Genomic DNA, 25,994 nt, shown 5'->3' with positions numbered 1-25,994 from the left:
AATTATCGGGTAAATTTTTGAAATACTAATCGTATAAAATTATATTTGCACTCGCATTCGGGCAAAGGCATTCCTTTTAGGAATTCTTCGAATACACTTAATAGTAGCCTCCTTAGCTCAGCTGGTAGAGCAACTGACTTGTAATCAGTAGGTCGTTGGTTCGATCCCGACAGGAGGCTCTTGATTATCAGGTACTTACAAGTATTATCTTGTAAGTGCCTTTTTCATTTGCACACCATTTGCACATAAAATGAGTCTTAACCCTTTCTCAATCCACTATTTCGACTAAATAAATTCGTGTGATTTGGGTATTGCATTTGACTTTTCAGTTTTTCGAGTTCTGGTTTATTTTATAATTTTAAACCCATTCCTATTTTCTCAAATAACTGATTTTACTTTTTTTGGCTGCCTTCTTATATGGCTTGTTTGCCCTGGCAGCTAGAACCTCACGGAGCATTTTTATTTCCGCTATTACCCTGACTTTTCTTTTTAGCTTTTAACAATAATAGTATAGATGTCAGATGTTGGATTTTAAGTCGAATGTCAATCTTTTAATGATCTTACTTATTTAGGCTTAATAATCCTTTCATAATAAATTTTCCCTGTTTTCGTGTCAATAACGACATTGATTTCGCCGGGTACGGTTTCGTACCTTCCATTTTCACCATACCAAAAAAATAAAATTGAAAAAATGATTAAAAAAACTAATGTAATTTTCCGCTGATTTTTTAAATGCTTTTTCCATTCCTTCATTTCTAATGATTGGTCTGAAAAATCACCGCCCTCGGCATCAATTTTTTTGCCATCCATGTTTTTGAAATTGTAGAACCCTGGTTTTAACATCTTAGGAATACTTGGTTGTTTGAAATTAAAATATGATTTTTTTTGTGTCTGATTCTTCAACCTTAAAGCAGTATTTTCATCCATGAATTTAATTATCACTTTTTTACCTGAAACAAAAATTGGGACCTCGTCTTTAACGGCTGAATTTTCAATTATGGAAGGTTTATTTTCTTCAGGCATGTTTTTTGTCGCAAATCCGATATTTATTGCTTCTTTCGTGGGCCTTTGTGTTGTTTCTACAAAAATATAATTCCCTAAATTGTCCTTCAAACCTTTAGAAATATACCAACAGTTCTTAATTGAATATTTTTTACTGTCTGGATTGCATTTTACATGATTTAGGAGCGATTGATTGTTTTGATTAACAATACCCCATCCTAAATTTCGTAAACAATTTGTTTTTATGCTTAACATTAAATCAAAGAGCTTATTTAGCTTAGGATACTGGAAATCAATGTAAATTGAGAAAGAAACTGGGTTTAGGAAGTTATTTTCAAAAATTGGAAGGTAGAAATCTTTTTTAGAAAGTAGGTTAAAAGTTTCTTTGGTAATTAGTCCCGATTCAACTCTATTAAAATTAACAAAACTAGTCAGCTGGGTAATGTTTGACCATAATTCTTTTAACTGTAATTCTGGAACGTTATTGTTTATAAAGGAGATAACGTCATGAACCTTGTTATTGTGTTCGAAATCTAATTGCTCTGGAATTGGTATCTCATTATTTTTGAAATCCTGAAAATATTCTATACAAAATTTGTAATATAAATAAGATGTTAACTCTGTGCCCTTAAAATTATATTTATTTTCAATTATATTAATGTTTTTGAGAAGAGGTTCATAATACTTCGTCAAAAATATTTTTTGAATAGAAAGGATGTTTTCTTTTTCAACTTCTTTGTTGATAGAAAAGGTATTACTTAAATGAATTACACTTGAATTTCTCATTAATGGAGTAATATCGTATTGTCTGCAGCCGTAGCGAAAAAAAGGGAAAACCGGAACTACCAATTTAAAAAAATCTTTACAACCGGCATCAATTTTTTGAATAATAATTATTTAGGTTTAGTAAAGAAACCTTTGGTTCCTTGTTGATTAGAATCCTGGGTCGGTTTTACCATTTAATTCGCAAGAAATCTGAATTATCAAACTTCCTATAAGACATTTTTTTTAAAATTGAATTATACCAGGTTGCAAACTACTTTATATCAGATTGTTAAATCTCAAAATTAATTTTTTCCTTTTCCCTTAACCGCTGCAAAACCATTTTCATCAATTCCTTCTTTGTGATCCGGAAAGGACTCAGGGTATAGGCAGCTGAACCTATGCATTCGTCAAATTCACGTTTGGCCCATTCTATTTTGGAGTTCACTTGGTGGAATTCTAGCTCTTCTGGGGTATAGCCCTGGTATTCCAGTTTCCAATAATCAATGGCTTTGGGATTGGCGGCAAGTGAGATGCTTCTCAGAATCTTATCATTCTCAAAAAAAGTGGTAGGAACATTGACCGTCACTCTTCCCACCATGGCCTCCCCCTCTGTAATGACAACTTTGAGGATTTTTTCCTTACTCATTTTGATGATCTCATACCAGTGAATTACCGGAACCACCAATTTGCAAGAACCTGTGGTCCGGGCTTCCAGGACCTTAACGAATCCCCGACCAATTAACTGGATACTGCCGTCAAGCACCGTGATTTCAATGCGGGTTGTTACTTTCCACGATTTAGCCGCAGTAATGACCCGTTTGATCTCGGTAAAAGTACGAAGGGCTTTTTTGGTTTCGAGTTCAACAATTACCATAGATTGAATTTTTGTATAATTTATAAAATTCTGTGGAATGTGATAGGGCTTTTTACTAAAGTTTTTGATTCAAACCCCGTAATTCATAGTTAACCTTTTTCTTATTGCCTTGAAACTCTCTTGGATTCCTTTTTCAAAATTTTCGGTTCTGCCCGTATTTATACCATTATTTAGGAGGTTTTTCTACCATCCCCGGACCTCTTTAAGAAATTCCTTATTTGCTCGTATTGCTTCGCCTGGAATTTTACAATTTCTAATCTGGTGGATAGTTCCTTTAACCTTTTGTGCCAAGTCAGATTCCTCTGCCTTTTCTCCTCTAAGATCCTGGATAACCTTTCTAATCTGCTTTGATAGCATGCGGATTTCTGTTTTAATTGATCTAATTTGTGCATCCTCTTCATTGTTTTGAATTTTTGCTGAAATAAAAGGTTTCTGAATCGCTTCATTTTCTTCACTTTCTTCATCTACCCATTCCCATTTGAGGAAATAATCTGCAATATCCAAACCCTGGTTCCGCTCCTCTTCGGTTGCGTTTGTTTCTAAATAATCGGAGACATAAAATGAAGCATCCAACATTTCTTCAGATAGTTCCTTTGCCTTTTCTGTCCACATTTCAAAACAGTTTGGCTTATCAACTGGCTTGGTAAGGTCAGGGAAAAGAAAGACCTTCCTGTGTGCTAATATCCCGCACTTGTCTGGCTGTAATCCATTCTTTCCACCCGTGGCCAACCAAATGAATTCAGGCTTCAAAATGCTGGCGATAATGGCGGTTTTCTCGCTTTCGACTATGGCAACACTCTTATACGAATCGTACTTTAGTAAATGGCTTCCAAATAAGCATTGATTCAAATTGAAATCTTCCTCCTTTAAAACCGAATGGACCCAGGAATTTTTACTTTGTCTCTTACCTGTGGAGGGGTTGTACAACATAATTTTTCCACTTCGTATTTTTCCTTTCGAGTCAATTTGCCAAAAGATATTCGCACCAGGCCATCTCTTGGAGGTGCCTACCTTGTAAGCCTCCACTGCTTTCATGGCATTAGCTTTCCCAAATCTGGTTTGCAGGAATAGCACAAAATTATTTTGATCGTATCCTTTTAGGCTGGCTTCCAAAACAGAAGGATCCACAAAAGAGATTGGTCTCGGAGGGAATGAAACAAATTTTACATTTTGTCCATCATGATCGTTCTCAATTCTTGGCAAAAATGTTTCACCGCATGAATGGCAATACCCCTTGTCCTCAAATCCTTCATAAGGAACAAATTTCCCATCCCTGTTGGATTTGCCACAGGGGCAATATTTCACTCGGGACCTTATTTTGTCAAATCGTAGATTTTCCATTGAATTCCTGATTTTTTGAAATAAAGACCTGTATTCCCAGGCTTTCACGATTGATAAATATTTTAAGGGCTTCCAAACGCTTTTTAAAATTCCCCTTTGCCAAAACCCTGTTTCCATCATCCAGGGCATATTCCCTATACTCACGGTAAAGCTCTTTCAAAAGGGTTTTATTATCCGGATCGGACCTGTAGCCTTCCTCTTCCAAAAATCGTTTTACTGTATCGGATTCCGTCTTGAATTGGTCTAGGGCCTGGTTAATGGAGGCGCAATCGGAAAACTTTTTTTGTTCCAATAACCTATTAAGCCCTTCCAAAACCCAATTAAATACGCCTGGAAGTTCACCTTCAATAATTTCTTTGTGAAGGTTTTTATTTTGCTCATTTTCCGGTATGGTCACCTGAAAAGGAATAATAATAAAGCGGCGAAAAAAAGCATTGGTAAATTCTACGTCTTTTGGAAGTTCGTTAGTGTTGAAAATCAGCTTGGCATAATCCTCTATAATCATGGGTTGGCCATAGGGAAGCCTGGCTTCCATTGGCTCTCCGGAAGCCAACGATTTAAATTTTGCACTGTCTAGCTTTCCATTTATTTCGCTGGCATAATTGACCAATTTGTCCGCTATCATCGCACGGTAATACCCTGTAGTATCGGTCAGGCTTTGCAAAGTGTATTCACTGGTGTTGTAATTTCCCAATAGTGCCTTAATGATTTCGTATAAAACGGATTTCCCATTGGCACCACTCCCGAATAGGAATAATGCTTTTTCTAACTTCAATTGACTGTGAGGTACAAAAATATATCCCAGGCATTCTGCCAATACTGCTTGCTTGTCCTTTTCTGGTAAAACCCTGTTCAGAAATTCGAAAAATTTTGGAGCATTGGTCTTCGGATCATAAGCAAATGGTAATTGGTATCTGATAAAATCACCTGGACAAAATGGGCGTAAATGGGGTTTGTCTGTGATTTCAAAGGTTCCATTCAATAGGTTGATACATACGCTATCTTTGGGCTTTAGTGGAGCCGGAAAGTATTCGGAAGCGAGAAACTGTTTGAACAGGTTTTCCCTAAACCGGAAATACTTTGCCGTATATATTCCCACACCCATTTTTTCGGAGGCTTCACCTAGAAATTTTTGAAATTCTTCCTTGTCAATACTCTTCCAATAGGCCCCATTGAATAGATAAATGAAATCCTGGTTTTTACATATTCCCCAGTTTTTACGTTTTGTCAGGTTAATAATTTCCTCTATCGTAATAATTAGGAAATGCTTTTCAAGCAGCTTGAAATTACCTAGTTCCTTTACAATACGCTCCTTTTGTTTATTACTTAATCCAGGATTTTTTAATTTATTTTCCAACTCTGCCTTGGCTCTTTTTTCAAAGTCCACTGTCTTCACATCTGCCAGGATTTTTTTTAATATTTTCCCATGTGGTTTTGGATCTGCAACTTTTTGTAATTCATTCAAATGTGCAATGATGCCTTCTTTATTTATCCTTGTCATGTCGAAGTAGCTTTTTAATGTAAATGAACATTTTTTGGATATATGGATAGGCCCAATCCATGAAGGTATGCAGGCAAAAAACCATACCTATCAAGGCCATTAATTCCATAAATTGATTGAAGGTTATAGGCTGTATAGGCAGAGAAATTACCCATGGTATTTTTTCCATTAGGCCGCTAAAATGCGTATCTTTATCCTGTCGAGTAGCTTTGACAATTAAGGAGGAAGTTTTTGGTTCCCTATCCATGACTTCCTCCTTTCCTTTTGGAAATGATATTTTTTGCTTCCTCCTCCACATCAAAGGACCGTTTGTTGCCCTCTTTAATCCATTGGATCAGGTCATTTTTAGAAAAGTACAACCGCCCGGCCCTCTTGGAATGGGGGATTATGCCCTTGGATACATAAGCGTACAAGGTCTGTTTTTTAACATGAAGAAAATCACTTGTTTCCTCGATAGTCATTAGATGGTCGCCGGAATCAGTTGAACCTGTTTCCAGAATAAGGGATTTAATTTGCTTTACCTCGTCATAAAGTAAAGAAATGGCCTTAGGGAGGCTTTCGAAATTAAATTGATGTTCCATAATAGAGATTGTTTATTTTTATGCAATCTCCGTATCAAATCGTACCATAAGAGGTACGAAATTGTACCCTTTCAAACAAACTGGAATAAGGGGCTTATTTCAATCCAACAACCCATTTTGCGGTATCATAAATTTGCTCCCGCTTCTTTGTGTTAATATCTTTCAATTGTTTAATTTTCCCAAGCGGCTCCAGGTCAGGATACACCTTCTCTAAAAAAATTTTAAAACGGTTATGTTTTGCGTGAATTAGGCCGTCATAAACCATCTTCCGATAGAAAAATGCAATATCCGATTGGTAGCCCGAACCAGAAGAAAGATGATTCTTAACTAAATAATCAAAAAGTTTAAACCCATTGGGATGAAATATTTCCAAATTAGAATGTGAATTTTCAAACTGTTCCTTAATTTCATGTTTTATACCAGAAAGTTGCCTTTCCGCAGATTTAGCCATTAAAATTCTTTGGACCCTCGATTCAAAAATCCATATTTCACTGCCAAAATAAACTTTCAATTCCTCATCTTGTTTAAAATCGAACAACATGCTTTCTAAATAAGAAATTTGATCTTCTATGGAATCACAGCAAATTTCAAGATATTTTTGAATTCCCTCTTCTGAATATTGAAACCTAAGATTTTTGATTGCAAATAAAATCCTTTCCTGCTCTGCTTCGTCATTTCGGAAAAATCCCAAAAATAGATTAAGTGAATCTTCTATATGACTTTTTACGAAGATTAAATAGTTTACTATTTCTGGTAATTCTTTATCCGGGAGATCGAAGAAACTTTCATCTTTTTTTATAAACCTCAAAAGCATCAAAAGAGCTTCTTTGGTTTGACGAAAAGTGGTAAAGTAAAAAGGGAATGAATCGGTTACGAAAGCTAACGCATAGGTGCCTGGGTCGTGAAGAATCAACCTCCTTGATAATAAGGCATTAAGTATATTTAAACCACTAACTTTTAAATCTTGGATTTCTTCTTCCGTTAGATCGGTTTCCACTTTCTGAACCTCAGATAAAAATTTATTTAGGAAGAATTCTTTCATCTAAAAAAATCGAGATTAAAGATAATCTTTATCCTTTGTCAATTCGAAAAGTTTTTCCAAAGCAGCCAATTTATCATATAACTGTAACCCATGCCCATTCTCAAATTTCTGCACCGTTTTGATTGCCCCTGTTTTTCCATTACCAAAGTCTCCCAGATTTTTTAGTGACCAATCCGGATTTAAAAAATCAAAGACATTGGAAAATGCGATAGTAGCCAACTCCCTAATCATCCTTTCCTGTGTCACTTCCAGGCTTTTCAAATGAGGTTGGGCTTTATATTGAAGGTATTCTTTGATGTAAGGTTTTGTCAGGTTTTCATGCCCTTGCTGCCGGGCTGAATGAACACTATAACCAGCTTTTTTGGCTGCCTCTGTAGCATTAAATGAGCAAAGGTAATGTTCTGCAAAACGATATTCTTTTTCAGTTAATCTCAATCTTTTATCACCTATTTCAACAATTTTTTTCATTTTTATTAACTTTTTTCCTTTGATTTTTGCGAAAATCATTAATTTTAAATTAGAGGAGGGGATAAATGACAATCAGTTTTCAATTTATAAATTTAACTCGCTTTTAAAAAAAAAGCTCGATATATTTTTTTTGTATTAAGACCAGGAAAGGAAAATTTTAATGTTGGTAAATTTATAGAAATAAGTGTACTTCTAGATTATTTGCAATCTAGGTCCACTGTAATCTTGACTAGTAAAACTTATATGCCTATTTAGGTCAGGAAGGATTAGGATTAAAAGTACAATACTATTATTAATTTTCAGATGTTATAGAGATAAGTAAATGCTACTGCAAAAACGATTAAATAGGTTAAAGAACTTATAATATGGTACTTAAGGGTTCTTTCTAAACTTAGTTCAAAAAACTCCTTGGTCATTCCCTTTTCGAAATCAATCAGATGTCCAAATTTAGACATGGATTTCTTTTGCTTTTTATAATTGTTGTAGAGTAAGATTAGGAATATTATTAAATGCCAGATAAAAAAAGAATGTAAGTCAAAAAAGATAAGTGCATAACCATTTAAAACTGCATAAAATATGATGAAAAAAACTGCATATTTAAAAAACTTATGATATGTCGAGAATTTAAAAATTTGCATTAACAATAACCATGTTACTAACGCGAAAATTATGTAATAAAATATTTCCATCATAACTGTGTTTTGATTGTAAAATTTAGGTTTTAACCAGAGCGATTCGGTGTTCGTTAAGTAACAGGTTATTAGATAAATACTTTCTCATTAACTTTATACCAAATTGATTCAAAATAAGTGGAGGCACTGAACCTAGTTTTAATATTTTCTATTTCTATGGCTTCATTCTGTTTTGCTTTTGGTCTGATGGATTAATATTGAAGCAATTAAAATAATTGCCCAAATAACATCGACAAAATTCCAGATTTCTCGCCCTAGTGAAATTTTGAAAATTGGGTTAATCAAGATTGCCGATGCCAGCCAAATAGCAAACCAAGTTTGGTTCTTTTGGTAATTGTGATATGCTAAAATGCCAAACCCGACCATTCCAAGAAATCGGACAAGTTGAAAATATCCATATGGCATATCAAGCAAGCAAACCAAAAACAAAATGCTTAAAACGATTTTGATAATATTCTCTTTCACTTTCATTAGTAGGCTTCTTCTGTTGCTTCACCAGACCCGATTATTAAAACAAAAGTTAATTCTAAAACTAAAATTGAAAACACAATTGCACCAAAAATAACTTTGCCACTGTAATTTACATCCATTGTCCAAGAATTATAAATTGTCCAAATACTGTTAATAATACTCAAAATCAGGACAGTCCAAAAGCTAAATATTCGGTTGGGAGCGAACATACTCGTAAAACTCATTAACATAGCAGATAATACTTTAAAAAGGCTCCAAATCGCCCCGCCAAAAAAAATTAGAGTTGCTATGAGCCAAAATGTACTCAGACCAATAAACCAAGTCAGTAAATGGCTGAATCCCCAATAGACAAATTTAAGTGCTAAAAAGCAAATTGGAATAAATAATATGTACCTGATTAGTTTCATGTTATTTTACATGGTTGCTCGTTTATATCCCTGACAGTGATCGGTTTGTACAAAAATTATATTTCGGGGTACCCTCAAAAATTAAGTTTTGATTGGTAATAAAGAGCCAATGAATACAATGAATGAAATGAACCTCTTTTAAAACAGTTTTCACCTCATAAAATCCGTAATATCCTCTAATATCTCCTTTTTTGTCTTGTCCTCAAAGCCTGCAAAGTAGTTTTTTGTGGTTTTTAGATCCGAATGGCCTAGGGCTTCGCTGACATATTCCATACTTGCTTTTTTTCTTACCGCTGTGGTGGCAAAGGAATGTCGGGCCCAATAGGTGGAAATATTTTCGTTTAACTCGTTGGCCTTTGCCAGCTTCTTAATATGCTGGTTCACAAACCGAATGAAATTCAATTTTACCGCATGCTGTCTTTCGGCTGTGTCATTGTCCGATAGAATTGGGAAAACAAACCCGTCTGGTTTTTTCTCTTTAGTTCCGTACTTCTCAATAAATGACTTCGCAAAATCCGTTAAAGGAACTTGAATAGGCTTGGAATTGGCCTTTTTCGTTCGCTTGGTTTTTTCCCGTACAAATTCTATTTGGCCATCATTTAGGCTTTTCCATTTGAGGTGGAGAATATCCTTCATATTCATGCCGTTGCAAACAAAGGAGAAAAACCAAAAATCTTTGGCCTTTTCCTGTTCCGGAGTTTCCGGCATTGCCTGATGTAGCTTTAAAAGTTGATCGGAGTTGAACGCCTTTTTGGTATTGGTGGAGCTAGGTATTTCATAACGCCGGGGCCCAAAGGGGTAAATTCCCCGGTCTATGACTTTGGTTTCAATAGCCTGGTTAAATATAACCCGTAGTCCTCTAAGGTAAATTCCAACAGTGGTTAAAGACTTACCTTTTATTTCTGTCATCCATGCTTCATAGTCGTTGAGGAATTTTACTGTGATATCCTGAAATAATAATTTTTTTGGCTCCTTTCCGGTCATATCCCCCAAATAGGTTTTTAATGACTTCATACTTAATTCATAACTTGAAGCGGTGGAAATTCGATTGTACTCCCTTAGTTCTTTGGTATATGTGTCAAAATGAAAAAATACATTGAGCAAATCCCCGGATACGATAGAAAGGGACTTTTCGAATGCTTCAAAGGTGAAGGATTTTAAGGCTTTGATTTTTTCAGAATAGTAAACTTTCAACTCCTCCAAATCTTCCCGGATTTCGGTTTCCTCTTTTCTTAACCGCTGGCCCTTTTCAGGAAATAGGATTCGCTCGAAGTCTTTTTCAGAAAGGTCAAAATCCGTGGTGTAAAGTCGGACTTTTTTGGTGGAGGTATCGTATACCCGGATTTTTACCGGATAGAATCCATTCTCTTTTTTTCGCCTGGTGTCAAGATAGAAATTAATCCTTACCGGATCTTTGGCTTTGTCTTTTTTTCGTGTCATGTCAAAGTAGCTTTGAACAAAGATAAGCATTTGCATATCATTTGCACAAAAAAGGGTCACTATTTGCATAAATAAACAATTAGTAAACAAGTATAAAAGTTACTTAAAATACAGAAAATCAATATAAAAGCATAATAAAGTAAGAATATAAAAATAGGTAATATTCTGACTTGTAATCAGTAGGTCGTTGGTTCGATCCCGACAGGAGGCTCTTGATTATCAGGCACTTACGAGAATATTCTTGTAAGTGCTTTTTTTTGCCCTGCCAATAGTCCCTAACAAGAGGTAGAAGGTTTTTTTGGTAATAACCTGAGATCGATTCTATATGACGTTTATTTTACGAGGAAGTACCCTCCTAAAAATAGGTATATAATAAGCAGATTTGGTAAATCCCTCCAGAAAAAAAATCAGTACAGGCTTCAAGCCTCCTTTAAAAGGGAGAGTCGCAGAAAATGAGATTTGGATCGATTCTTAGATGCTTTGCGTTTTCAGGGAATGGCTTATTTGTTTAGGAAAGGAACAGTACCCGTAATCCGAACTATTTAATGATGGGACTCAGGTTATTAAATAGACAAACTATCCTCGACCCTGGCCGACAAAAAACCGAGCCTGTCCTGACGGTAGTCAGTGGCCTGTCCTGATGAATGTCTGGGATCCATATTGATTTTTCTGAGGAAATTATTGTGCGGAAGGGATTTTTTGCCGTTTTCTGTCCCACCAGACATAGGCGATAAAACCGAGCAAACTAATGGCACCTACCCAAACCAGACCGTTTTTCATGCGCTCGTAATTTTCTCCCAGGAAGGCGATCAATACAGTCAGGGGAAAAATTCCCAGTAGGGTAGCTCCTATAAATTTCCAGTAGCCCATGCGTAGCATGCCGCCAATGATGCTGATGGCATCGTTGGAAAGAAAAGGGGAAAGACGGGTCACGATAACGGCCCAAAACCCATAATCTTCCAAAAACCCGGAGATCTTCTTTTCGGTATCCTCCCCCAGTATTTTATCAATGACAGGTGTGCCGAATTTTACACCAATGCCATAGCCTATGCTGGAAGCCGAAAATATGGCCACCAGAATGATACCGCTTCCCAGCCAGGGTCCATAGGCCAGGATGGTCACCACCATCAGTAAAAAGGAGGGGATCACAAACATAAACATTTGCAATACCATGGCCAGCACAATAATGAATGGACCCCAAAAGCCAAATTGATTCACCCAATTGGATATTCTTTCTTCATCATTGCTGCGCAGCACTTCCCAGGCTTCTGAAAAAAAATCCTGAACGGAACTGTTGAGAAAATACAAAGCGATCAGGCTTCCTATAAAGAGAACAGAAAGCACATAGGGCCAGATGGCCGGTTTATTTTTGGACATGTTTGAAAAGTTAACGATATAAACAGGTTCAAATCTAGCATAGATTGTACCGAAAATACGCATTATTAAAAAAAAAAAGATTTCTTCAGGGAAAGCTGCATTTCTGAATTCAGCGGCTTTTTTCCTTAGTTTAGGAACCATTCGTAGGGATACTGATTTTTCCGTCCGACAGTTGCTGATTTTTTTTATCCGCCAAAGATGGTTAATTTTCCTTTACCTGATAAGGTAAATGCTTTAAGGTAAGCCAATTTTGGTTTGCTCTTTATTCGCAGTATGCATGTATTGATCCAACCTGATTTTTGTCCAAAAATAAGCCCTTATGTTGAAGCGTAACTATTTTCCTTGGGTAATTTATTGTTACCTGTTTGCTTGCATTACCGCTTTTCACAGCTTTGCTGGGGGTAGTGGAGAATCCTGGAAACCTCAAACGGTAAACCCAAATTCCTTTGAAGGAACGGATACAGAACGCATTATCCAGGCGATAGAAATGGCCAAAACAAGCACCCAAATGGTGCGAATTCCTAAGGAAAATACCAACGGTACGAAAATATGGATGATCGATAGTGCCTTGTTGCTACCAAGCAATATGACGCTGATTTTGGACAATTGCACCTTGCAACTTTCTGATAAAAGCAGAGACAACCTGTTCCGTTCAGACAATGTAGGAGCCGGTATTACCGATCCGGGCTGGAACGAAAACATACGAATTTATGGAATTGGAAATGCGGTACTCAAAGGGGCAACCAATCCACGGGCTACTGGTGACGGTGCCAGGCAGATCAGCCTGAATCCGAAAGCGGAGCAGGAAAAGGGAAATTGGCGGGTCAGCTACGGAAGCGATGCCGGAAAACCTGGTTTGAAACAAACGGGTGACTGGAGGAACATTATGGTATTGATAGGGTATGTCCGGGACTTCAGCCTTAAAAATGTTCGCTTTGAAAACGCGCATGGCTGGACCATTAGTTTTGAGCGAACGGTGGGAATAGACATATCCGATGTGACCATTTCCAATCAGGAGTTTGTGACCGTGGATGGACAGCAATTGATGACAGCCAATAAGGACGGGATTAACCTGAGACAAGGATGTAAAAACGTTCGGATCGATAACATCTCAGGCCTGACAGGAGATGATTTTATAGCACTTTCAAATTTGGATACTGCTCCGGATATACCCAAGCAAAATGGAGATATTAATGGGAGTATGGTTACAGCCAGCCGCTGGTACGGACCGGAAGATGACATTGAGCAAGTGGTGATTACGAATATATCCTGTGAAAACCGGTACCGGGCGATCGCGATAAGAGGCAGCGACAGGGCAGGAATCCATCATGTCTTCATTAGTGGCGTTATTTTTAGAGCCAGGGAGGATCGGTATGAAGCCCTGCTGATTGGAGGAAGGGGATATGGAGAAGAATCGTTGCCGGGTAAAATACATACCATACAGGCCATGAACATCATGGGGAATGGCCAATCTCTGGTAAGGATACAGGCAAAAGTAGCTAACTGTCACTTTTTGAATGGCATGTACACGGGGCTAAATGAAAGCGCTACCTTATATGAGATTGACTCAGCTGAAACCAGCAATGTGACCGAAAATGCCTGGTTAAAGGTCAGGTGAGTGGTATTTTCCCTCTTGTTTTGAGCCCCTGAATTTACGAAGGGTACTGTTGAATAAATACTGGAACTGATCCTTCCAGCCGGACCCAAAGCCGCTTCCCCTTCTTGTATTTTTCGAAAAGGATGGATACATTTAGAAGATCCAAAAGAAACAGTTACTGAATGAATGTGAAACCCATGAATACGGTGAAATTATCGAACAATATTGTTTTTTTGCTAGGTCTAGGGTTTTTATGCCTGACTAATCTGGCTTTTGCACAAAATCCCTCGCTACTGGAAGTAAACCCACCAGAGGGGCCCTCAAATGATCAGGTAAGGGCAATTGTAAATGTTCGCCTGATAGATGGGCTGGGAGGGGAGCCATTGGAGAATGCAGTAGTGCTGGTCAAAGGAAACCGGATACTGGAAGCAGGTCCGGCAAATCAGGTTACCGTTCCGGAAGGAGCGGAAAAAACGGATGGTACAGGAATGAGCCTGCTGCCGGGTTTGATAGATTCGCATTTACACAATGTCAATAACAACAAGGCCTTACATGCCATTCTTACCAATGGGGTGACGACTGTCCGGGACCCGGGACACCCCTTTCGGTTTTACCAATCCCTGCATTTTGCGCAGGCAAAAATGCCACGGGTGTACCTGACAGGAGCTCATCTGGACGGCTATCCGGGGGTGTACCTGGATCAGGCAGCACTGGTAAGGAGTACCGATCATATCCAAACGCTAATAAAAGACTATGTGATGCAAGGGGGCACTGGCATCAAAATCTATTTCCGCCTTCCATTGAAATATTATGAAACGGTCTTCCGTACGGCCGATTTTTACCACATCCCCGTAGTGGCCCATTTGGAGCTGGTAGATGCGGATGATGCGATCCTGGCCGGGCTTCAGGGGATCGAACACATTACCTCCTTCGGGACCTCCCTGGCCGATCCGGAAGATGCCCGGACATTCAGGGAAGGGGTTCAGGCAGACAATAATTACAGAAGGGAAGGCCGCTATGAGTTGTGGTCCAAGATAGATCTATCGGATGAGCGGGTCGGGCAGGTACTGGCCCTTGCCGCCAAAAACAAGGTGGTGCTGTCGCCTACGCTGGCCACCTTTGAAAGGCAGTTTGGCGATGATGATGTGAAGGAATACCAGGCGAAAGGCTTTCAAAATATGCTTGATTTTGTTGGAATGGCCCACCAAGTGGGGGTTGCCATTGTTACCGGTTCCCACAATCACGGCAAATATGCACAAGCCGGACTGGCTTATCAAAGGGAGATGGAATTATTTGTGGAAGCCGGTATGAGCCCCCTGGAGGTCATTTCCAGTAGTACCATTCATAATGCCCGTTATTTCCGAACCCAGGACCGCCTGGGAAGTATTGAACCCGGGAAGCTGGCCGACCTGATCCTGGTGGAAGGCGATCCATCCGTGGATATCAAAGCCATGTACGCCATAGAAAAAGTCATGCTCAACGGGGAATGGGTAGATAGAGATGAGGTGGTGGAGTAGGAGGTAAAGGGAAAAATTTGAGGCAGTGCAATAAATTTTTGTCACGCTTGCCGACCGATAGGTGGGGAGGACACAATGAGCCACAGAGGTACAAAGATTATGGGTTTTGTGGTTTGCCACTGAGCGGAGCAGAAGGGTCTTGCCTCTTTTATTAACTGGCTCTTCGTTTTAGCACCAGTAAGCTCCATAGCTTCTTTTATTAGCATTTCTGGTATTTCCAATGTAGTTCTCATAATTATTGATGTATAATAGCATAAAAACACATGCTAATATAAACTTGATTTATGAAAATTAAAGTTCAACCCCCTCATCATCACATCTTCAACTCATCCCCCATCTCTAAGTCCCTCAATCCCTCAGTCTCTAAGTCCCTCAGTCTCTAGGTCTCTAAGTCCCTCAGTCGCCCCTCATCAATCTCCCTCAATCTGGCAAGAAGCATTTTAATACCTATTTCCATGATCGTTTGCGTTTTTTTTCCTAGCTTAAACTCCAGTGTCGGCTTACCGTTTACTAATGCCACTTAATACCAGACAAAATGAAAGCACTCTTTTCAATACTGTTACTACTGACATCCCTCCACCTGTCGCAAGCCCAGGACAGGCTGTCGGGCAAGTCTTTTGCTACCCGGTCTGAAGTATTGGCCCGGAATGGAATGGCGGCCACCAATCATCCGCTGGCCACCCAGATTGCCATCGAGATACTTAAGCGTGGCGGAACTGCAGTGGATGCAGCCATCGCAGCCAATGCTTTTTTGGGATTTGCTGACCCTGGAAATAACGGAATCGGGGGCGATTTATTTGCCATTGTTTGGGACGAAAAAACCCAGGAACTGTATGGACTCAATGCCAGCGGAAAATCACCGGCCAGCCTAACGATAGACAAATTCAAAGCTGAGATCGAAGCGGGTAAAAGCCGTACTACAGGTCCGCTGTCTGTTACAACTCCCGGTGCTGTGGGTGGTTGGTTTGCGCTTCATGAGAAATTTGGAACCCTGGAATTCAGCGATTTGCTGGAGCCTACCATCAATTATGCCAGGGAGGGTATTCCTGTTTCCTCCGAAGTGTCGGATAATTTTTCCACCGTCAATCTGGGGCCTGGTAATCCATCTTTTAAAGCAACTTACTTTACCAGTGAAGGCAGGCTACCGCGTTTGGGGGAGCTGTTTAAAAATCCGGACCTGGCGAATACCCTGGAAATCATCGCAAACCAGGGAAGGGATGGATTTTACGGCGGAAAAGTCGCACAAACCATCGCCGATCATGTGCAAGCGGAAGGAGGCTACCTTACCACAGCAGACCTGGCGGACAATGCGCCCGAATGGGTTGATCCGGTATCGGTCAATTACCGCGGTTACGACATTTGGGAAATGCCACCCAATGGGCAAGGGATGGCAGCGCTGCAGATGCTGAATATCCTCAAAGGCTTCGACCTGGCCAGCATGGGCTATGGCAGTGCGGCCCATATCCATACCTTTTTAGAATCCAAAAAGTTGGCCTACGCGGACATGACCACCTTTTACGGCGATCCCAATTTCGGTACCATTCCCATAGATCGTTTGTTATCGGAAGAATATGGGGCAGAACGCAGAAAATTGATTGATCCTGAAAGGGCAGGGGAGTTTGCCGAAGGATTGACCTCCGGTGACCACACGATCTACCTGACAGTTGCGGATGGGGAGGGCAATATGGTCTCCCTGATTCAAAGCAATTCGGCGCTCTTTGGTTCCAGAGTAGTGCCACCTGGTTTGGGTTTCGTGCTGCAAAACAGGGGTGCCGGGTTTATTTTGGAAGAAGGGCATATCAATAACTATGCACCCGGCAAGCGACCTTTCCATACCATTATTCCTGCTTTTGTAACGAAGGACAACAAACCCTTTATGAGTTTTGGTCTGATGGGCGGCGACATGCAAACGCAGGGACATGCGCAGATCATCATGAATATCATCGATTTTAAAATGAACCTGCAGGAAGCAGGCGATGCCCCCCGGATTTACCACCGGGACGAAAATAGCAATAGTGGCGGAACCTACCTGGAGTCAGGTTTCGATTACGAAGTGATCCGTGACCTAATGGATAAAGGCCATACCCTGCGCATGGGAAAGGGGATCTTTGGAGGGTATCAGGCCATCATGCTCAAAAATGGGGTGTATTACGGAGCTTCCGAATCCAGAAAGGACGGACAGGCTGCGGGGTATTAGTGGGTTGTCGCGCAATTTGATGGGCAGGAACGTATAAAAATCAGAGAGTGGCTACAGCAACATCGGTTTCTTTCCGGAATTCCGGAGGAGGATTTCCTTTCTCCGGAGCACAAAGTGCTACTCTACCCTCCTGAAAGTATTGGGGCCTGAGCAAAATGCGGTTTATGCCATCCGCTAAACCCTGTTCTTCTATGGAGCTATTTTTATTTTTTGATGCCATAGGTGCTGTCCAAAATTCTTCCCTTGGATAAGAGATTTGTTCCGTAGGCAATCCAGGTAGGCTCTTGGTAGGAATAATATCCCACATCTCATAGGTCTCCTAGTCCCTTAGTCTTATAGTTTCCCAGCCCTAATGTCCCTTCTCACTAATCTTCACTAATTTTTAAAAAAAAACTCTGTGCCCTTTGTGCATCCTCCTGGTCCTTCGTGACAAAAAAGACTATTACTTCATCCCCAAATTTCTAAGCCCCTCAGTCCCAAAGTCTCTTCCAAGACTCAGCCCGGCAGCCACTCCACTCGTCTCGATTCAAAAAAAAACCGACCCAACTTAAGATTGCTCTTAAATTGGGCCGGTAAAACGTTGGCCGACCAGGCCAAACTTAAAACCCTTATCCTCAGTATATTATCCAGTGATGTAGCAACATTTGCTCGTTAAACTGAATCGTTTGCCAGGATATCGTTCACTTTTTCCAAAAGGCGGATTTGTTTTTGAAGGTCTCCGAAGTCACCGGTAAGCGTGACGGAGATTTGCATAGAAGATTTTTTGGGCTTGCCATAAAGCGGTCTTTCTTCCTCAGAAACATTTTCTTTTGATGGATCGAAGGAAGGATTCAAAATTCTCATTAGCGGTACATTCAGGCACTCGCTGATTTTTACCGCATCTTCAAAGCTGAGCTTCTTTTTACCCTGTTCAAGCGTAGCATATCCGGATGAATAATCCTTCCCGATACACTCTGCCATATACTCCTGAGTAAAATTCCGCTCTTCTCTAAGTTGCTTGAGGTTCAGGGATACCTCCCTGTTAAACCTATCGGTTTCTTTCTTGACCATTTCCTTGTTAAACTTCCTCGCCATTGTTTTTAGTGAAATTCCCTAGCATTTACTAGCAAATTTAACTAACTGGTAATCAAAACAATAGGCGAAAATCACTAATAAAAAGCTAAAAACACTTGCAATAAAAAGTGAAAAACGCTAATCTTGTTACGTAACAAAAGCGAATAAGTTACTTATCAAATTAAAAAATGATTGCAATCAAGAAATTATTTGAAGAAGCCGGAATCGAAGATGTAAGGCCTACAGATGAAGCTCTACAAGCAATGGGGCTCAGTAGGCGGCGTTTTACCCAGCTGGTAGAGGGGACCAACAAGACCGATATCAGTGTGTCGGAACTGATCTCCATCAAAGCCTGGGTGAAGCGAGTCACCGAGATCAATCCGGAAGAAGTAATGACTAGCGAAATTCACTAATGGAGACACTACACAAACTCAAAAAATTCGCTAAAAGCCGGGAGAAGGCTTACCAGATAGCGAACAGCATGGAGGCCGGAAAAATGAACGCCATCTCCCGGATCAACCGGGTGGCGGACTTCTTTGCCGACAAAAGCGAAGCGGCACAGCTCAGGGCTGTAGCCCAGGTGGAGCAGGACATCCTCCTGATCCTTCCCGATCCCAGAAGCAGGTATGCAAAGCTGCGTCAGCGGATGCTCGATCTGATACAGCAATCTAGAGGATTATGAGACATCCATCCTATTTCCGGCTCCTGCTGAAAGACCAGCGCACCACCAAAAGGTACATCAAAAACCTGAGAAGAAGCCTTTACAGATTGAAGGGAGATCTTATCAGGACCATGTTGGACCTGTACTTTCAGAAAAAGCACCTCAAAAATATCGAGGCAGAAATCAAAACCATTACCGATGCCGCATTTTTTCCCCATACCAGGCTGCGCATCGAGCACATTTTAAACGAAAATCATCATGGAAACCATTCACCGAAACAGGTACCTGGGAATCGAGACCGATCCTCAGGAGAACAGGAAATTTAAAGTACGTCTGGCAATTTGCCTGACCGCCATCGCTTTTGCCACCTGCGTGATGCTGGCACAGGAGACCCGAAGTATCTACAAGGGTAAGGTAAATACCACGATCAGGAAAGCCCAACGGGCCGGAAGAAAAGTCAAATCCCTTTTCCAATGAACATCCGCTACAAAACCAGCGACCTCAGCAATCCTACCATGATCGTCATGCTCGAGTGGGTAAAGCAGTGTAAGCAGTACATCGAAGAAGAAGACCAGGTCTTTGCCGGCTTCGAGGAGCTGGCCCGCCAACTCGAATACTGGAGGCTGCAGCACAGGCCAAAAGACATGCGCTGCAGGGATGCCGTGCAGATCCAGTTATTCGGAGACCATGAGATATTGATCTCTGATCAGCTCAAAGCAGAATTTATCCAAATCACCAAATGTCCGACACATGTACAATCTAGAACAGATCACCAGTAAGATACTCAATACACCGCCCTACCAGCTTCCGCCCATAGTCCACCATGGCGGACTGTATCAGGTAGATATCAGCTACCGGGGGCAGAAGTGGCACAAAGTATCGCCCCAGCTCGAACACTGCATGCAGGGTTATTTTGATTTCGTGGTCCGTGTCAACGACCGCAAGCGATATACCGCGCAGGACTATGAGGAAATGACCGCCCCCGTACCCCTGGGCAGCACCGTCCCGGTAGCCTACAGTCACGAGCGACCCATTACCATCACACATGAAAGGGGGGTATCCAATGGCTAAGCAAGAAATGTACTTAATGTGGTCAAAAGGTTTCGTAGGAAATTCCTTGATATTTTGGCGAACTGGAAAGGCTGGATACACTACAGATATCTCAAAATCCCATGTCTTTACTTATGAAGAAGCTTTGCAAATACAAACAGGATGCCATGGAGATCACCAAATGATACCATTATCCCATGTGGAAAAAATTGCGACCCTACAGGTAAATGCCGAACACCTGGATAGATCGCTTTTAGGAAAGGAGGCCTCCAATGGCTAAAAAGCGATATGATTTCAATTACGATTTTCATAAAGCGGAAGTCAGCTTTGAAGTGGACCTGGAAAAGTTTACACCAGAAATGGCCAATGAAACCCTTACGTTTTTCACCTGGGATTACGATGAAGAAGCAGACCCGATAGATGAAGTTATGAAAAAGTATGCCATGGCTGTTCTAAGACATGCCATGGAGATTAATTTCCATTCTGTAGAAAATGTCAAAGATAGTTTCTCCGAAGAGGGTTTTGGTCCTATTGATGGTTCCATCGGCATCACTTTAATTAAATCGGAGCCTTTTGAGCTCGATGAAGACGATCTGGAAATGGAGGTGAAAGATGTCTGATCCCACCCTATACGCAGGAGATACCATCCTGACCTACTCCGGTCATTACCTGAATGTATTCGACCCGGATCCGGATAGTATATGCATAGAAGACATCGCCCACGGGCTGAGTCATGTACCCCGATTTGCCGGGCAAACGGCCAGATTCCTATCCGTGGCGGAGCATTCCATAGCTGTAAGCACTTTGTGTAGTGCTCCCTTTAAGCTAGAAGGACTTCTGCATGATGCCACTGAAGCCTATCTGATGGATATCCCTAAGCCCATTAAAAAGCATCTACCGGACTATGTCAAACTGGAAAACAACCTGATGAAAGCTATTGCTGAAAAGTTTGGTTTTCCGAATCCTACGAGCTCTGAAGTAAAATTTGCAGACAAAAGGCAGCTAGAGCTTGAACATCATATGCTAAGAGTATTAAAGGACAATAGCTTCTACCCGATGCCATCCGAAAGCGCAAAAAAGAAATTTCTATCCCGATATGATCTATTGAGAAAGGAGGAATATTATGGATAAGATGACAGTTTGGGATTGGTTGATTTTCATTTCCCCACTTACCATCCTAATTATAATATGGGCATTGCTTTTATGGCATGGATGGAGTTTCCAGGTCGGTAGAGAGGGAGAATGGGGGTTTAAGATTTGGAGCCGGCCATTGAAAAGGTTTTTCAATAAAAAAAAGGAGGATTCCAATGCCTAAGCTAAAACCAAACCAGTTCTACCTATCAGGCCACCTGATCACCGAGCGGCCCATCCTCTTCCAGACCAAAATGGTCCAGGCCAATCTAGAAGATCGAAAGACGCAGACCAGGAGGACAATTGGCTTAAACCGATTTAATGCTGATCCCATATTCTGGAATAGAAAAGATGATCCCAGAAAATCCATTAACAGATTTTATAATGGATCCGAAGAGGTAAATCCTAATCCGCTGGAAATATATTTCGGCTTTACGGAACCTTTGGGGGAAACGGAATACGTGAAATCTCCCTACGGAAAACCCGGCGACCTACTTTGGGTGAGGGAGACCTGGGCGAAAGTATTGGATACAGACAGTAATCCATTTTATGCCCACAAAGCCGACTCTCTCTTTTTCGTAGATAGATGGAAACCCTCCATCCACATGCCCAAGTCAGCCGCACGCCTCTGGCTCATGGTGGAAGATATCCGGGTGGAGCGGGTGCAGGATATCACAGAGAAGGATGCAATTGCTGAGGGCGTTTCCACTCTATTCCTAAAGGGAAATATTCATTACGATCCCAATACTTTCCTAAACTATACCTGGCATGGGATGGGTGGCGATGACTCTTTTAGTGGCTATTCTAGCACTGGTAATGCCAGAGAAAGTTTCCAATCCCTTTGGTATAAAATCAACGGCAAATCCTCGTGGAAGTCCAACCCCTGGGTCTGGGTTATCCAATACCGAATCCTCTCCAAGACCGGACGCCCATCAGACGACACCATCCTGGAAAACTACCTGCAGATCACCGGTAAGGGAAAGGAGGTATCCCATGAATGACCTGATCCCCATTTCTATCGCCTTGATGATGGTACTGGCCGCATTCACGGTGATCGTCCTCATCGCTTTTATCGTCCAGCGGATGATATCCATCGATACCATTGAGGAACTTACCGTGGCCTTTCCGGAGGCCATGCGCATGGATGACCGCAAGCAGCGCCTGCTGCAAGCCATTGCAGATAAGGAGGATGAGCTTCACAAGCAATATCCGCCCGAAAAGATTCGCTCCCTGGATGGATACATCTTTTGCCAGGGCAATGAATACGAGCTCGACCTGGACCGCCTCAATGGGCTGGAAAAGGCAGACTTTGTACACATCCAGTATGCCATACTCAAATAAACCCAAACCATGGACTACAAGGCCTTCACCGCTCACTATACCGATACCTGCAGCCGCCGCTTCAGGGACTTCTACCTGCATGCCATGAACCGCCAGAAGGTGTACCACCGCCTGATCGCCTACCTCCTGGAAGTAGCGGAAGCCCACGACTTCGAAATACACAAGTTCGAACTCATCGAGCGGGAGCAGTGGGATTACGTGCTGCACCTCAACGAAACCATAGCCATTCACTGCCCGGTCATCGCCTGGCAAAAAGAAGACTGACATGTACCGAGAAAACAAAGATTTTTACCCCACTCCCCCGGAGGTAATCAAAAAAATGCTGGCTCCCTACCATCAGGAATCTTGGCGGGAACACAACCACGTCAGGGGACACTACAAACTTGCCGGACTCCACATCCTGGAGCCATCGGCAGGCAGCGGTAATATCCTGGACTTCCTTAAGGAGCAGGGGCACGCCCGCACCCAGCACCTCTATGCCATAGAGCAGGATCCCAACCTGGCGCATATCCTCCAGGGCAAGGGCTACAAGGTCATCGGAAACGACTTCATGCAATACGACGGCGACTACTGCTTTGACCTGATCATTGCCAATCCGCCCTTTTCCTCCGGAGACCGGCACCTGCTCCACATGTGGGAGATACTTCAGCGGGGCAGCATCATCTGCCTGCTCAATAGCGAGACGGTGCGGAATCCTTATTCCGAAAACAGAAAGCTGCTCACTCGCTTGATCCATGACCACGGATCGGTGGAGCACATCGGGCCTGTCTTTACAGATGCCGAGCGCAGTACCGAAGTGGAAACCTGCATCGTCAGACTAATTAAGGAAGGCAAATCCAAAGTGGACTTCACCTTCCAGAACCTCACCGAAGAAGCCAAAGTGGAGTTCAGTGACAAAATGGTAGGCGATGCAGTAGCCGTAAATGATTTCACCGGCAGCCTGCTCCGCTGCTATGAAAAGACCAAAGAGGCCTTTACCGATTATATCAAAGCCCGGAATGCCCTGGTGTCTTTTTCCGGCCCCATACTACGGAGTACCGATCATATCCTGGATATGGCAGCGGCAGCCTGCAAGGACGAAAGTACCGACACCGGCAGGTACAATGCCTTTATGGACACCTTCAAGTACCGCGCCTGGAAGAGCATCCTTTCCAAACTCCAGATAGAAAAGTACCTGACCAATTCCGCCCGGAAGACCTTCGAAGAGTTTGCCAAATCACAGGGAGCCATGGACCTGACCCGGGAAAATATCCACGCCCTCATCATGATGATCGTCCAGAACAAGGACAAGATCCTCAATGATGCCGTGATCGAGGTATTCGACATCTTTACCAAGTACCACAGCACAAACCGCATCCACCCCGAAGGATGGAAGACCAACGAAGCCTGGGTAGTCGGACCCAAGGTGATCCTGCCTCATTATATAGAGATGGGATTCGGCAGCCATTATTCGGTCAATCACCGCCGATGGGACGAATTCTCCGACATCGACCGGGTGATGTGCTACCTCACCGGTACGGACTTCGACAGCCTGTGGAAGATCCCCGAAGGCTGGTCCATGGAAAATAATAAAGACAGCGAGCAGAAACACACCAATCTAAGTCTGAAAAATGCCATACGGCAGGTACGCATAGGCGACCAGTCCTGGCACCCAAGCGCATTCTTCTGGATCCGCTGCTACAAGAAAGGCACCATCCACCTGAAGTGGAAAGACGAAGCCCTCCGGGCAAAATTCAACCAGGTAGCCTGCCAGGGCAAATTCAACCTGGGCTATTCCAGAAAAAAATCACGAACCAAAAAAACAGCATGACCATACTACAAGGACACGAACTTACCACCCCCATGCAATACGGCTACCTCATCCTGGTCGGTTCCCTGATCCTGATGGCCTGCATAGCCGGGATCATCTACATTATCCGGGATATACAGGCCAGTGCTACCGATGCCCCGGACTACATCGCTCACTGGGAAAGACTAAAAACGGATAAGAAAACGTACTACGAGCCCCCGTTTTCGGAGTGGATAAGGTCTCAGATGGTCAAGGAAACACTAGAAGAAGTAAGTAAGGAAATAGAGCAGGAGTTAATGAGGTGTGCTGCTGAAATAACCAATGAAATGGCCCGGAATTATACCCTTACCATTCCCCAAGAAAATATTGCTGAAGGCCAATCCTTAGATACCTCATCAGAAGTGGAAATCACCTATATAACACCTACTTCAAAACCACCATTCCACTGGGAGACCTTTCTGGATGATCTTATCAAAGACTGCTGTACCCCCGGGCAGATCGACAGAGCCAAAGTCCTTTCCGCCCATTTCCAAACCTGCCCCTGTGGACAGCTGGATCCGGCCATCCCCAGAAGGGAAGATGGAGAACCCGGCCAACCCGAAGATGAAGAATTGTGCATGCTGGGAGCCGAATTCTGGCAGGCACTCTGCATGGACGACTACTACCGCACCTGGGAGATATACCAGCAGATCAAAGCCAGAGAAAAACACCTTCTCAATATCCTGCAGTACCTGAGCGGAGCCGAAGGGAGTGGAATCAAAGGGAAATCTAACCCCAATCAACCATGACAAAGCTCAAAACACTCACACCCTACTACGGAGGCAAATTCAATAAGGTGGGAAAGTTTATCTCCCAGATCCTCCCGGTGCATAGGCATTATTGTGAGCCTTGTGGCGGTATGGCAGGGGTGATGATGCTAAAAGAACCATCCTTCTGTGAGATCTACAATGATATTGATAACAATATCGTCACCCTATTCGAAGTAGTAAGGGATCCGGATACCTTCCGCGAACTGGAACGCAGGCTGGACCTCACTCCATACAGCAGAGAAGAGTGGAGAAGATGCCGCTTTACCTTTAAAACCGAAACCAACCCAGTAGAAAAAGCCAGAAAGGTATATGTGCTTTTGTCAATGGGATACTTAGGTAGCCTGGGAAATAAATCTTTCAACTACGGAGGAATAAAATACGAAAGCTCAGTATCGCGAACTTATTTCAATGGTATCAAATCCCTTCCGGCCATTCACCGCAGGATAAAAGACCTCATCATCGAAAATCAGGATTGCCTCGTAGTGGCCAAAAAGTGGGATAGTAAGGAAACCTGCTTCTACTGGGATAATCCCTACCTCAAGGAAACAAGGGTCACTTACAATGACTATTCCTTTGAAATGACGGATGAACAACACCAGAATACCCTGGACTTTGTGACCAGCTGCAAAGGCAAAGTCATCATGTCCGGATATGCCCATAAGATGTATACGGAGGCACTGGAAGCAAACGGATTTACCCGAATAGACCTAAACACTTACTCCAGGGGAGCCAAGTCCAATGGCAAAGGATACGAATCCAAACGCACCGAATGCCTATGGATCAACTATCAGGCAAAGGACTTTTCCAATCCGCTATTCGAATCCATCCCAAATCATCACATCAGCGCATCATCAAATCACTAAACCATGACCAATAACCTCACAGAAA

General features: G+C 42.1%; 32 protein-coding genes and 1 tRNA gene. 19 read left to right on the top strand and 14 right to left on the bottom strand.

Annotated elements, in window-relative coordinates; translation table 11 throughout:
- Positions 1-106 precede the first annotated feature (106 nt).
- Positions 107-179 (top strand) — tRNA-Thr (locus tag HUJ21_RS06055).
- A gap of 385 nt (positions 180-564) precedes the next feature.
- Here HUJ21_RS06055 and HUJ21_RS06050 read toward each other — a convergent pair.
- From HUJ21_RS06050 to HUJ21_RS06000, 11 genes are all read right to left on the bottom strand, one after another.
- A complete protein-coding gene (locus tag HUJ21_RS06050) occupies positions 565-1,788 on the bottom strand; it encodes a hypothetical protein (protein ID WP_291368056.1) in 1,224 nt (407 codons plus the stop codon).
- Positions 1,789-2,056: 268 nt separating this feature from the next.
- Positions 2,057-2,641, bottom strand: coding sequence for a hypothetical protein (locus HUJ21_RS06045; protein WP_291368055.1), 585 nt, complete (start codon positions 2,639-2,641; stop codon positions 2,057-2,059).
- Between the two features lie 183 nt (positions 2,642-2,824).
- A complete protein-coding gene (locus tag HUJ21_RS06040; RefSeq protein ID WP_291368054.1) occupies positions 2,825-3,982 on the bottom strand; it encodes a DUF6371 domain-containing protein in 1,158 nt (385 codons plus the stop codon).
- Positions 3,963-5,483: a DNA primase family protein gene (locus HUJ21_RS06035; RefSeq protein ID WP_291368053.1), complete on the bottom strand. Its 1,521-nt coding sequence runs from the start codon at positions 5,481-5,483 to the stop codon at positions 3,963-3,965. Before HUJ21_RS06035 ends, HUJ21_RS06040 begins: the two co-directional genes overlap by 20 nt.
- Positions 5,484-5,722: 239 nt before the next feature.
- Positions 5,723-6,064 (bottom strand): helix-turn-helix domain-containing protein, encoded by a 342-nt coding sequence (locus HUJ21_RS06030; protein WP_291368052.1) that lies wholly within the window; start codon positions 6,062-6,064, stop codon positions 5,723-5,725.
- Positions 6,065-6,158: 94 nt separating this feature from the next.
- Positions 6,159-7,106 (bottom strand): hypothetical protein, encoded by a 948-nt coding sequence (locus HUJ21_RS06025; RefSeq protein ID WP_291368051.1) that lies wholly within the window; start codon positions 7,104-7,106, stop codon positions 6,159-6,161.
- Positions 7,107-7,121: 15 nt separating this feature from the next.
- Positions 7,122-7,574, bottom strand: coding sequence for a terminase small subunit (locus HUJ21_RS06020; RefSeq protein ID WP_291368050.1), 453 nt, complete (start codon positions 7,572-7,574; stop codon positions 7,122-7,124).
- An 854-nt stretch (positions 7,575-8,428) separates the two neighbouring features.
- Positions 8,429-8,737: a DUF6804 family protein gene (locus tag HUJ21_RS06015; RefSeq protein WP_291368049.1), complete on the bottom strand. Its 309-nt coding sequence runs from the start codon at positions 8,735-8,737 to the stop codon at positions 8,429-8,431.
- Positions 8,737-9,144, bottom strand: a complete 408-nt coding sequence (locus HUJ21_RS06010) for a hypothetical protein (RefSeq protein ID WP_291368048.1) — start codon at positions 9,142-9,144, stop codon at positions 8,737-8,739. Before HUJ21_RS06010 ends, HUJ21_RS06015 begins: the two co-directional genes overlap by 1 nt.
- 150 nt (positions 9,145-9,294) lie before the next feature.
- Complete coding sequence (locus HUJ21_RS06005; RefSeq protein WP_291368047.1) at positions 9,295-10,584, bottom strand: site-specific integrase; 1,290 nt, start codon at positions 10,582-10,584, stop codon at positions 9,295-9,297.
- 678 nt (positions 10,585-11,262) lie between these two features.
- Positions 11,263-11,961, bottom strand: a complete 699-nt coding sequence (locus tag HUJ21_RS06000; RefSeq protein WP_291368046.1) for a TVP38/TMEM64 family protein — start codon at positions 11,959-11,961, stop codon at positions 11,263-11,265.
- A 319-nt stretch (positions 11,962-12,280) separates the two neighbouring features.
- Between HUJ21_RS06000 and HUJ21_RS05995 the strand changes: the two genes are divergently transcribed.
- Positions 12,281-13,579: a glycosyl hydrolase family 28 protein gene (locus HUJ21_RS05995; RefSeq protein ID WP_291368045.1), complete on the top strand. Its 1,299-nt coding sequence runs from the start codon at positions 12,281-12,283 to the stop codon at positions 13,577-13,579.
- A gap of 176 nt (positions 13,580-13,755) precedes the next feature.
- Complete coding sequence (locus tag HUJ21_RS05990; RefSeq protein WP_291368044.1) at positions 13,756-15,075, top strand: amidohydrolase family protein; 1,320 nt, start codon at positions 13,756-13,758, stop codon at positions 15,073-15,075.
- 41 nt (positions 15,076-15,116) lie between these two features.
- Here HUJ21_RS05990 and HUJ21_RS05985 read toward each other — a convergent pair whose 3' ends face one another.
- On the bottom strand, positions 15,117-15,308 hold the full coding sequence (locus HUJ21_RS05985; protein ID WP_291368043.1) for a type II toxin-antitoxin system VapB family antitoxin: 192 nt from the start codon (positions 15,306-15,308) through the stop codon (positions 15,117-15,119).
- 302 nt (positions 15,309-15,610) lie between these two features.
- On the opposite strand from HUJ21_RS05985, the gene ggt reads away from it, so the two are divergent.
- Positions 15,611-17,272 (top strand): gamma-glutamyltransferase, encoded by a 1,662-nt coding sequence (gene ggt / locus HUJ21_RS05980; RefSeq protein WP_291368042.1) that lies wholly within the window; start codon positions 15,611-15,613, stop codon positions 17,270-17,272.
- 40 nt (positions 17,273-17,312) lie between these two features.
- Here the strand turns inward: ggt and HUJ21_RS05975 are convergent, their stop codons facing one another.
- Together HUJ21_RS05975 and HUJ21_RS05970 are read right to left on the bottom strand one after the other, a co-directional pair.
- Complete coding sequence (locus tag HUJ21_RS05975; RefSeq protein WP_291368041.1) at positions 17,313-17,579, bottom strand: hypothetical protein; 267 nt, start codon at positions 17,577-17,579, stop codon at positions 17,313-17,315.
- A 344-nt stretch (positions 17,580-17,923) separates the two neighbouring features.
- The gene (locus HUJ21_RS05970) at positions 17,924-18,346 is read right to left on the bottom strand and encodes a helix-turn-helix transcriptional regulator (protein WP_291368040.1); all 423 of its coding nucleotides are present in this window, start codon (positions 18,344-18,346) and stop codon (positions 17,924-17,926) included.
- Positions 18,347-18,513: 167 nt separating this feature from the next.
- Between HUJ21_RS05970 and HUJ21_RS05965 the strand changes: the two genes are divergently transcribed.
- From HUJ21_RS05965 to HUJ21_RS05895, 15 genes are all read left to right on the top strand, one after another.
- Positions 18,514-18,738 (top strand): hypothetical protein, encoded by a 225-nt coding sequence (locus HUJ21_RS05965; RefSeq protein ID WP_291368039.1) that lies wholly within the window; start codon positions 18,514-18,516, stop codon positions 18,736-18,738.
- The gene (locus tag HUJ21_RS05960) at positions 18,738-19,007 is read left to right on the top strand and encodes a hypothetical protein (protein WP_291368038.1); all 270 of its coding nucleotides are present in this window, start codon (positions 18,738-18,740) and stop codon (positions 19,005-19,007) included. The genes HUJ21_RS05965 and HUJ21_RS05960 overlap by 1 nt, the downstream gene beginning before the upstream one ends.
- A complete protein-coding gene (locus HUJ21_RS05955) occupies positions 19,004-19,312 on the top strand; it encodes a hypothetical protein (RefSeq protein WP_291368037.1) in 309 nt (102 codons plus the stop codon). The genes HUJ21_RS05960 and HUJ21_RS05955 overlap by 4 nt, the downstream gene beginning before the upstream one ends.
- Positions 19,245-19,463, top strand: coding sequence for a hypothetical protein (locus HUJ21_RS05950; protein WP_163386552.1), 219 nt, complete (start codon positions 19,245-19,247; stop codon positions 19,461-19,463). The genes HUJ21_RS05955 and HUJ21_RS05950 overlap by 68 nt, the downstream gene beginning before the upstream one ends.
- On the top strand, positions 19,460-19,765 hold the full coding sequence (locus HUJ21_RS05945; RefSeq protein WP_291368036.1) for a hypothetical protein: 306 nt from the start codon (positions 19,460-19,462) through the stop codon (positions 19,763-19,765). Before HUJ21_RS05950 ends, HUJ21_RS05945 begins: the two co-directional genes overlap by 4 nt.
- Positions 19,737-20,057, top strand: a complete 321-nt coding sequence (locus HUJ21_RS05940) for a hypothetical protein (RefSeq protein ID WP_291368035.1) — start codon at positions 19,737-19,739, stop codon at positions 20,055-20,057. Before HUJ21_RS05945 ends, HUJ21_RS05940 begins: the two co-directional genes overlap by 29 nt.
- Positions 20,050-20,316 (top strand): hypothetical protein, encoded by a 267-nt coding sequence (locus HUJ21_RS05935; RefSeq protein WP_291368034.1) that lies wholly within the window; start codon positions 20,050-20,052, stop codon positions 20,314-20,316. The genes HUJ21_RS05940 and HUJ21_RS05935 overlap by 8 nt, the downstream gene beginning before the upstream one ends.
- On the top strand, positions 20,309-20,656 hold the full coding sequence (locus HUJ21_RS05930) for a DUF2528 family protein (RefSeq protein ID WP_291368033.1): 348 nt from the start codon (positions 20,309-20,311) through the stop codon (positions 20,654-20,656). The genes HUJ21_RS05935 and HUJ21_RS05930 overlap by 8 nt, the downstream gene beginning before the upstream one ends.
- A complete protein-coding gene (locus tag HUJ21_RS05925) occupies positions 20,649-21,167 on the top strand; it encodes a hypothetical protein (protein WP_291368032.1) in 519 nt (172 codons plus the stop codon). The genes HUJ21_RS05930 and HUJ21_RS05925 overlap by 8 nt, the downstream gene beginning before the upstream one ends.
- A gap of 176 nt (positions 21,168-21,343) precedes the next feature.
- A complete protein-coding gene (locus HUJ21_RS05920; protein ID WP_291368031.1) occupies positions 21,344-22,168 on the top strand; it encodes a hypothetical protein in 825 nt (274 codons plus the stop codon).
- Positions 22,161-22,508 carry a hypothetical protein gene (locus tag HUJ21_RS05915; RefSeq protein ID WP_291368030.1) on the top strand — a complete coding sequence of 116 codons (348 nt, stop codon included), beginning with the start codon at positions 22,161-22,163 and terminating at the stop codon, positions 22,506-22,508. The genes HUJ21_RS05920 and HUJ21_RS05915 overlap by 8 nt, the downstream gene beginning before the upstream one ends.
- Before the next feature lie 9 nt (positions 22,509-22,517).
- Entirely contained in the window at positions 22,518-22,772 is a 255-nt protein-coding gene (locus HUJ21_RS05910) for a hypothetical protein (protein ID WP_291368029.1), read from the top strand.
- A 1-nt stretch (position 22,773) separates the two neighbouring features.
- Entirely contained in the window at positions 22,774-24,318 is a 1,545-nt protein-coding gene (locus tag HUJ21_RS05905) for a DUF4942 domain-containing protein (RefSeq protein WP_291368028.1), read from the top strand.
- Entirely contained in the window at positions 24,315-25,085 is a 771-nt protein-coding gene (locus tag HUJ21_RS05900; protein ID WP_291368027.1) for a hypothetical protein, read from the top strand. The genes HUJ21_RS05905 and HUJ21_RS05900 overlap by 4 nt, the downstream gene beginning before the upstream one ends.
- A complete protein-coding gene (locus HUJ21_RS05895) occupies positions 25,082-25,969 on the top strand; it encodes a DNA adenine methylase (protein WP_291368026.1) in 888 nt (295 codons plus the stop codon). The genes HUJ21_RS05900 and HUJ21_RS05895 overlap by 4 nt, the downstream gene beginning before the upstream one ends.
- Positions 25,970-25,994: the final 25 nt, after the last annotated feature.

This window comes from Cyclobacterium sp. (assembly GCF_014762705.1).
GTDB lineage: Bacteria > Bacteroidota > Bacteroidia > Cytophagales > Cyclobacteriaceae > Cyclobacterium.
The sequence above is the reverse complement of the archived record's forward strand: the minus strand, read 5'-3'. Positions and strand labels throughout refer to the sequence as shown.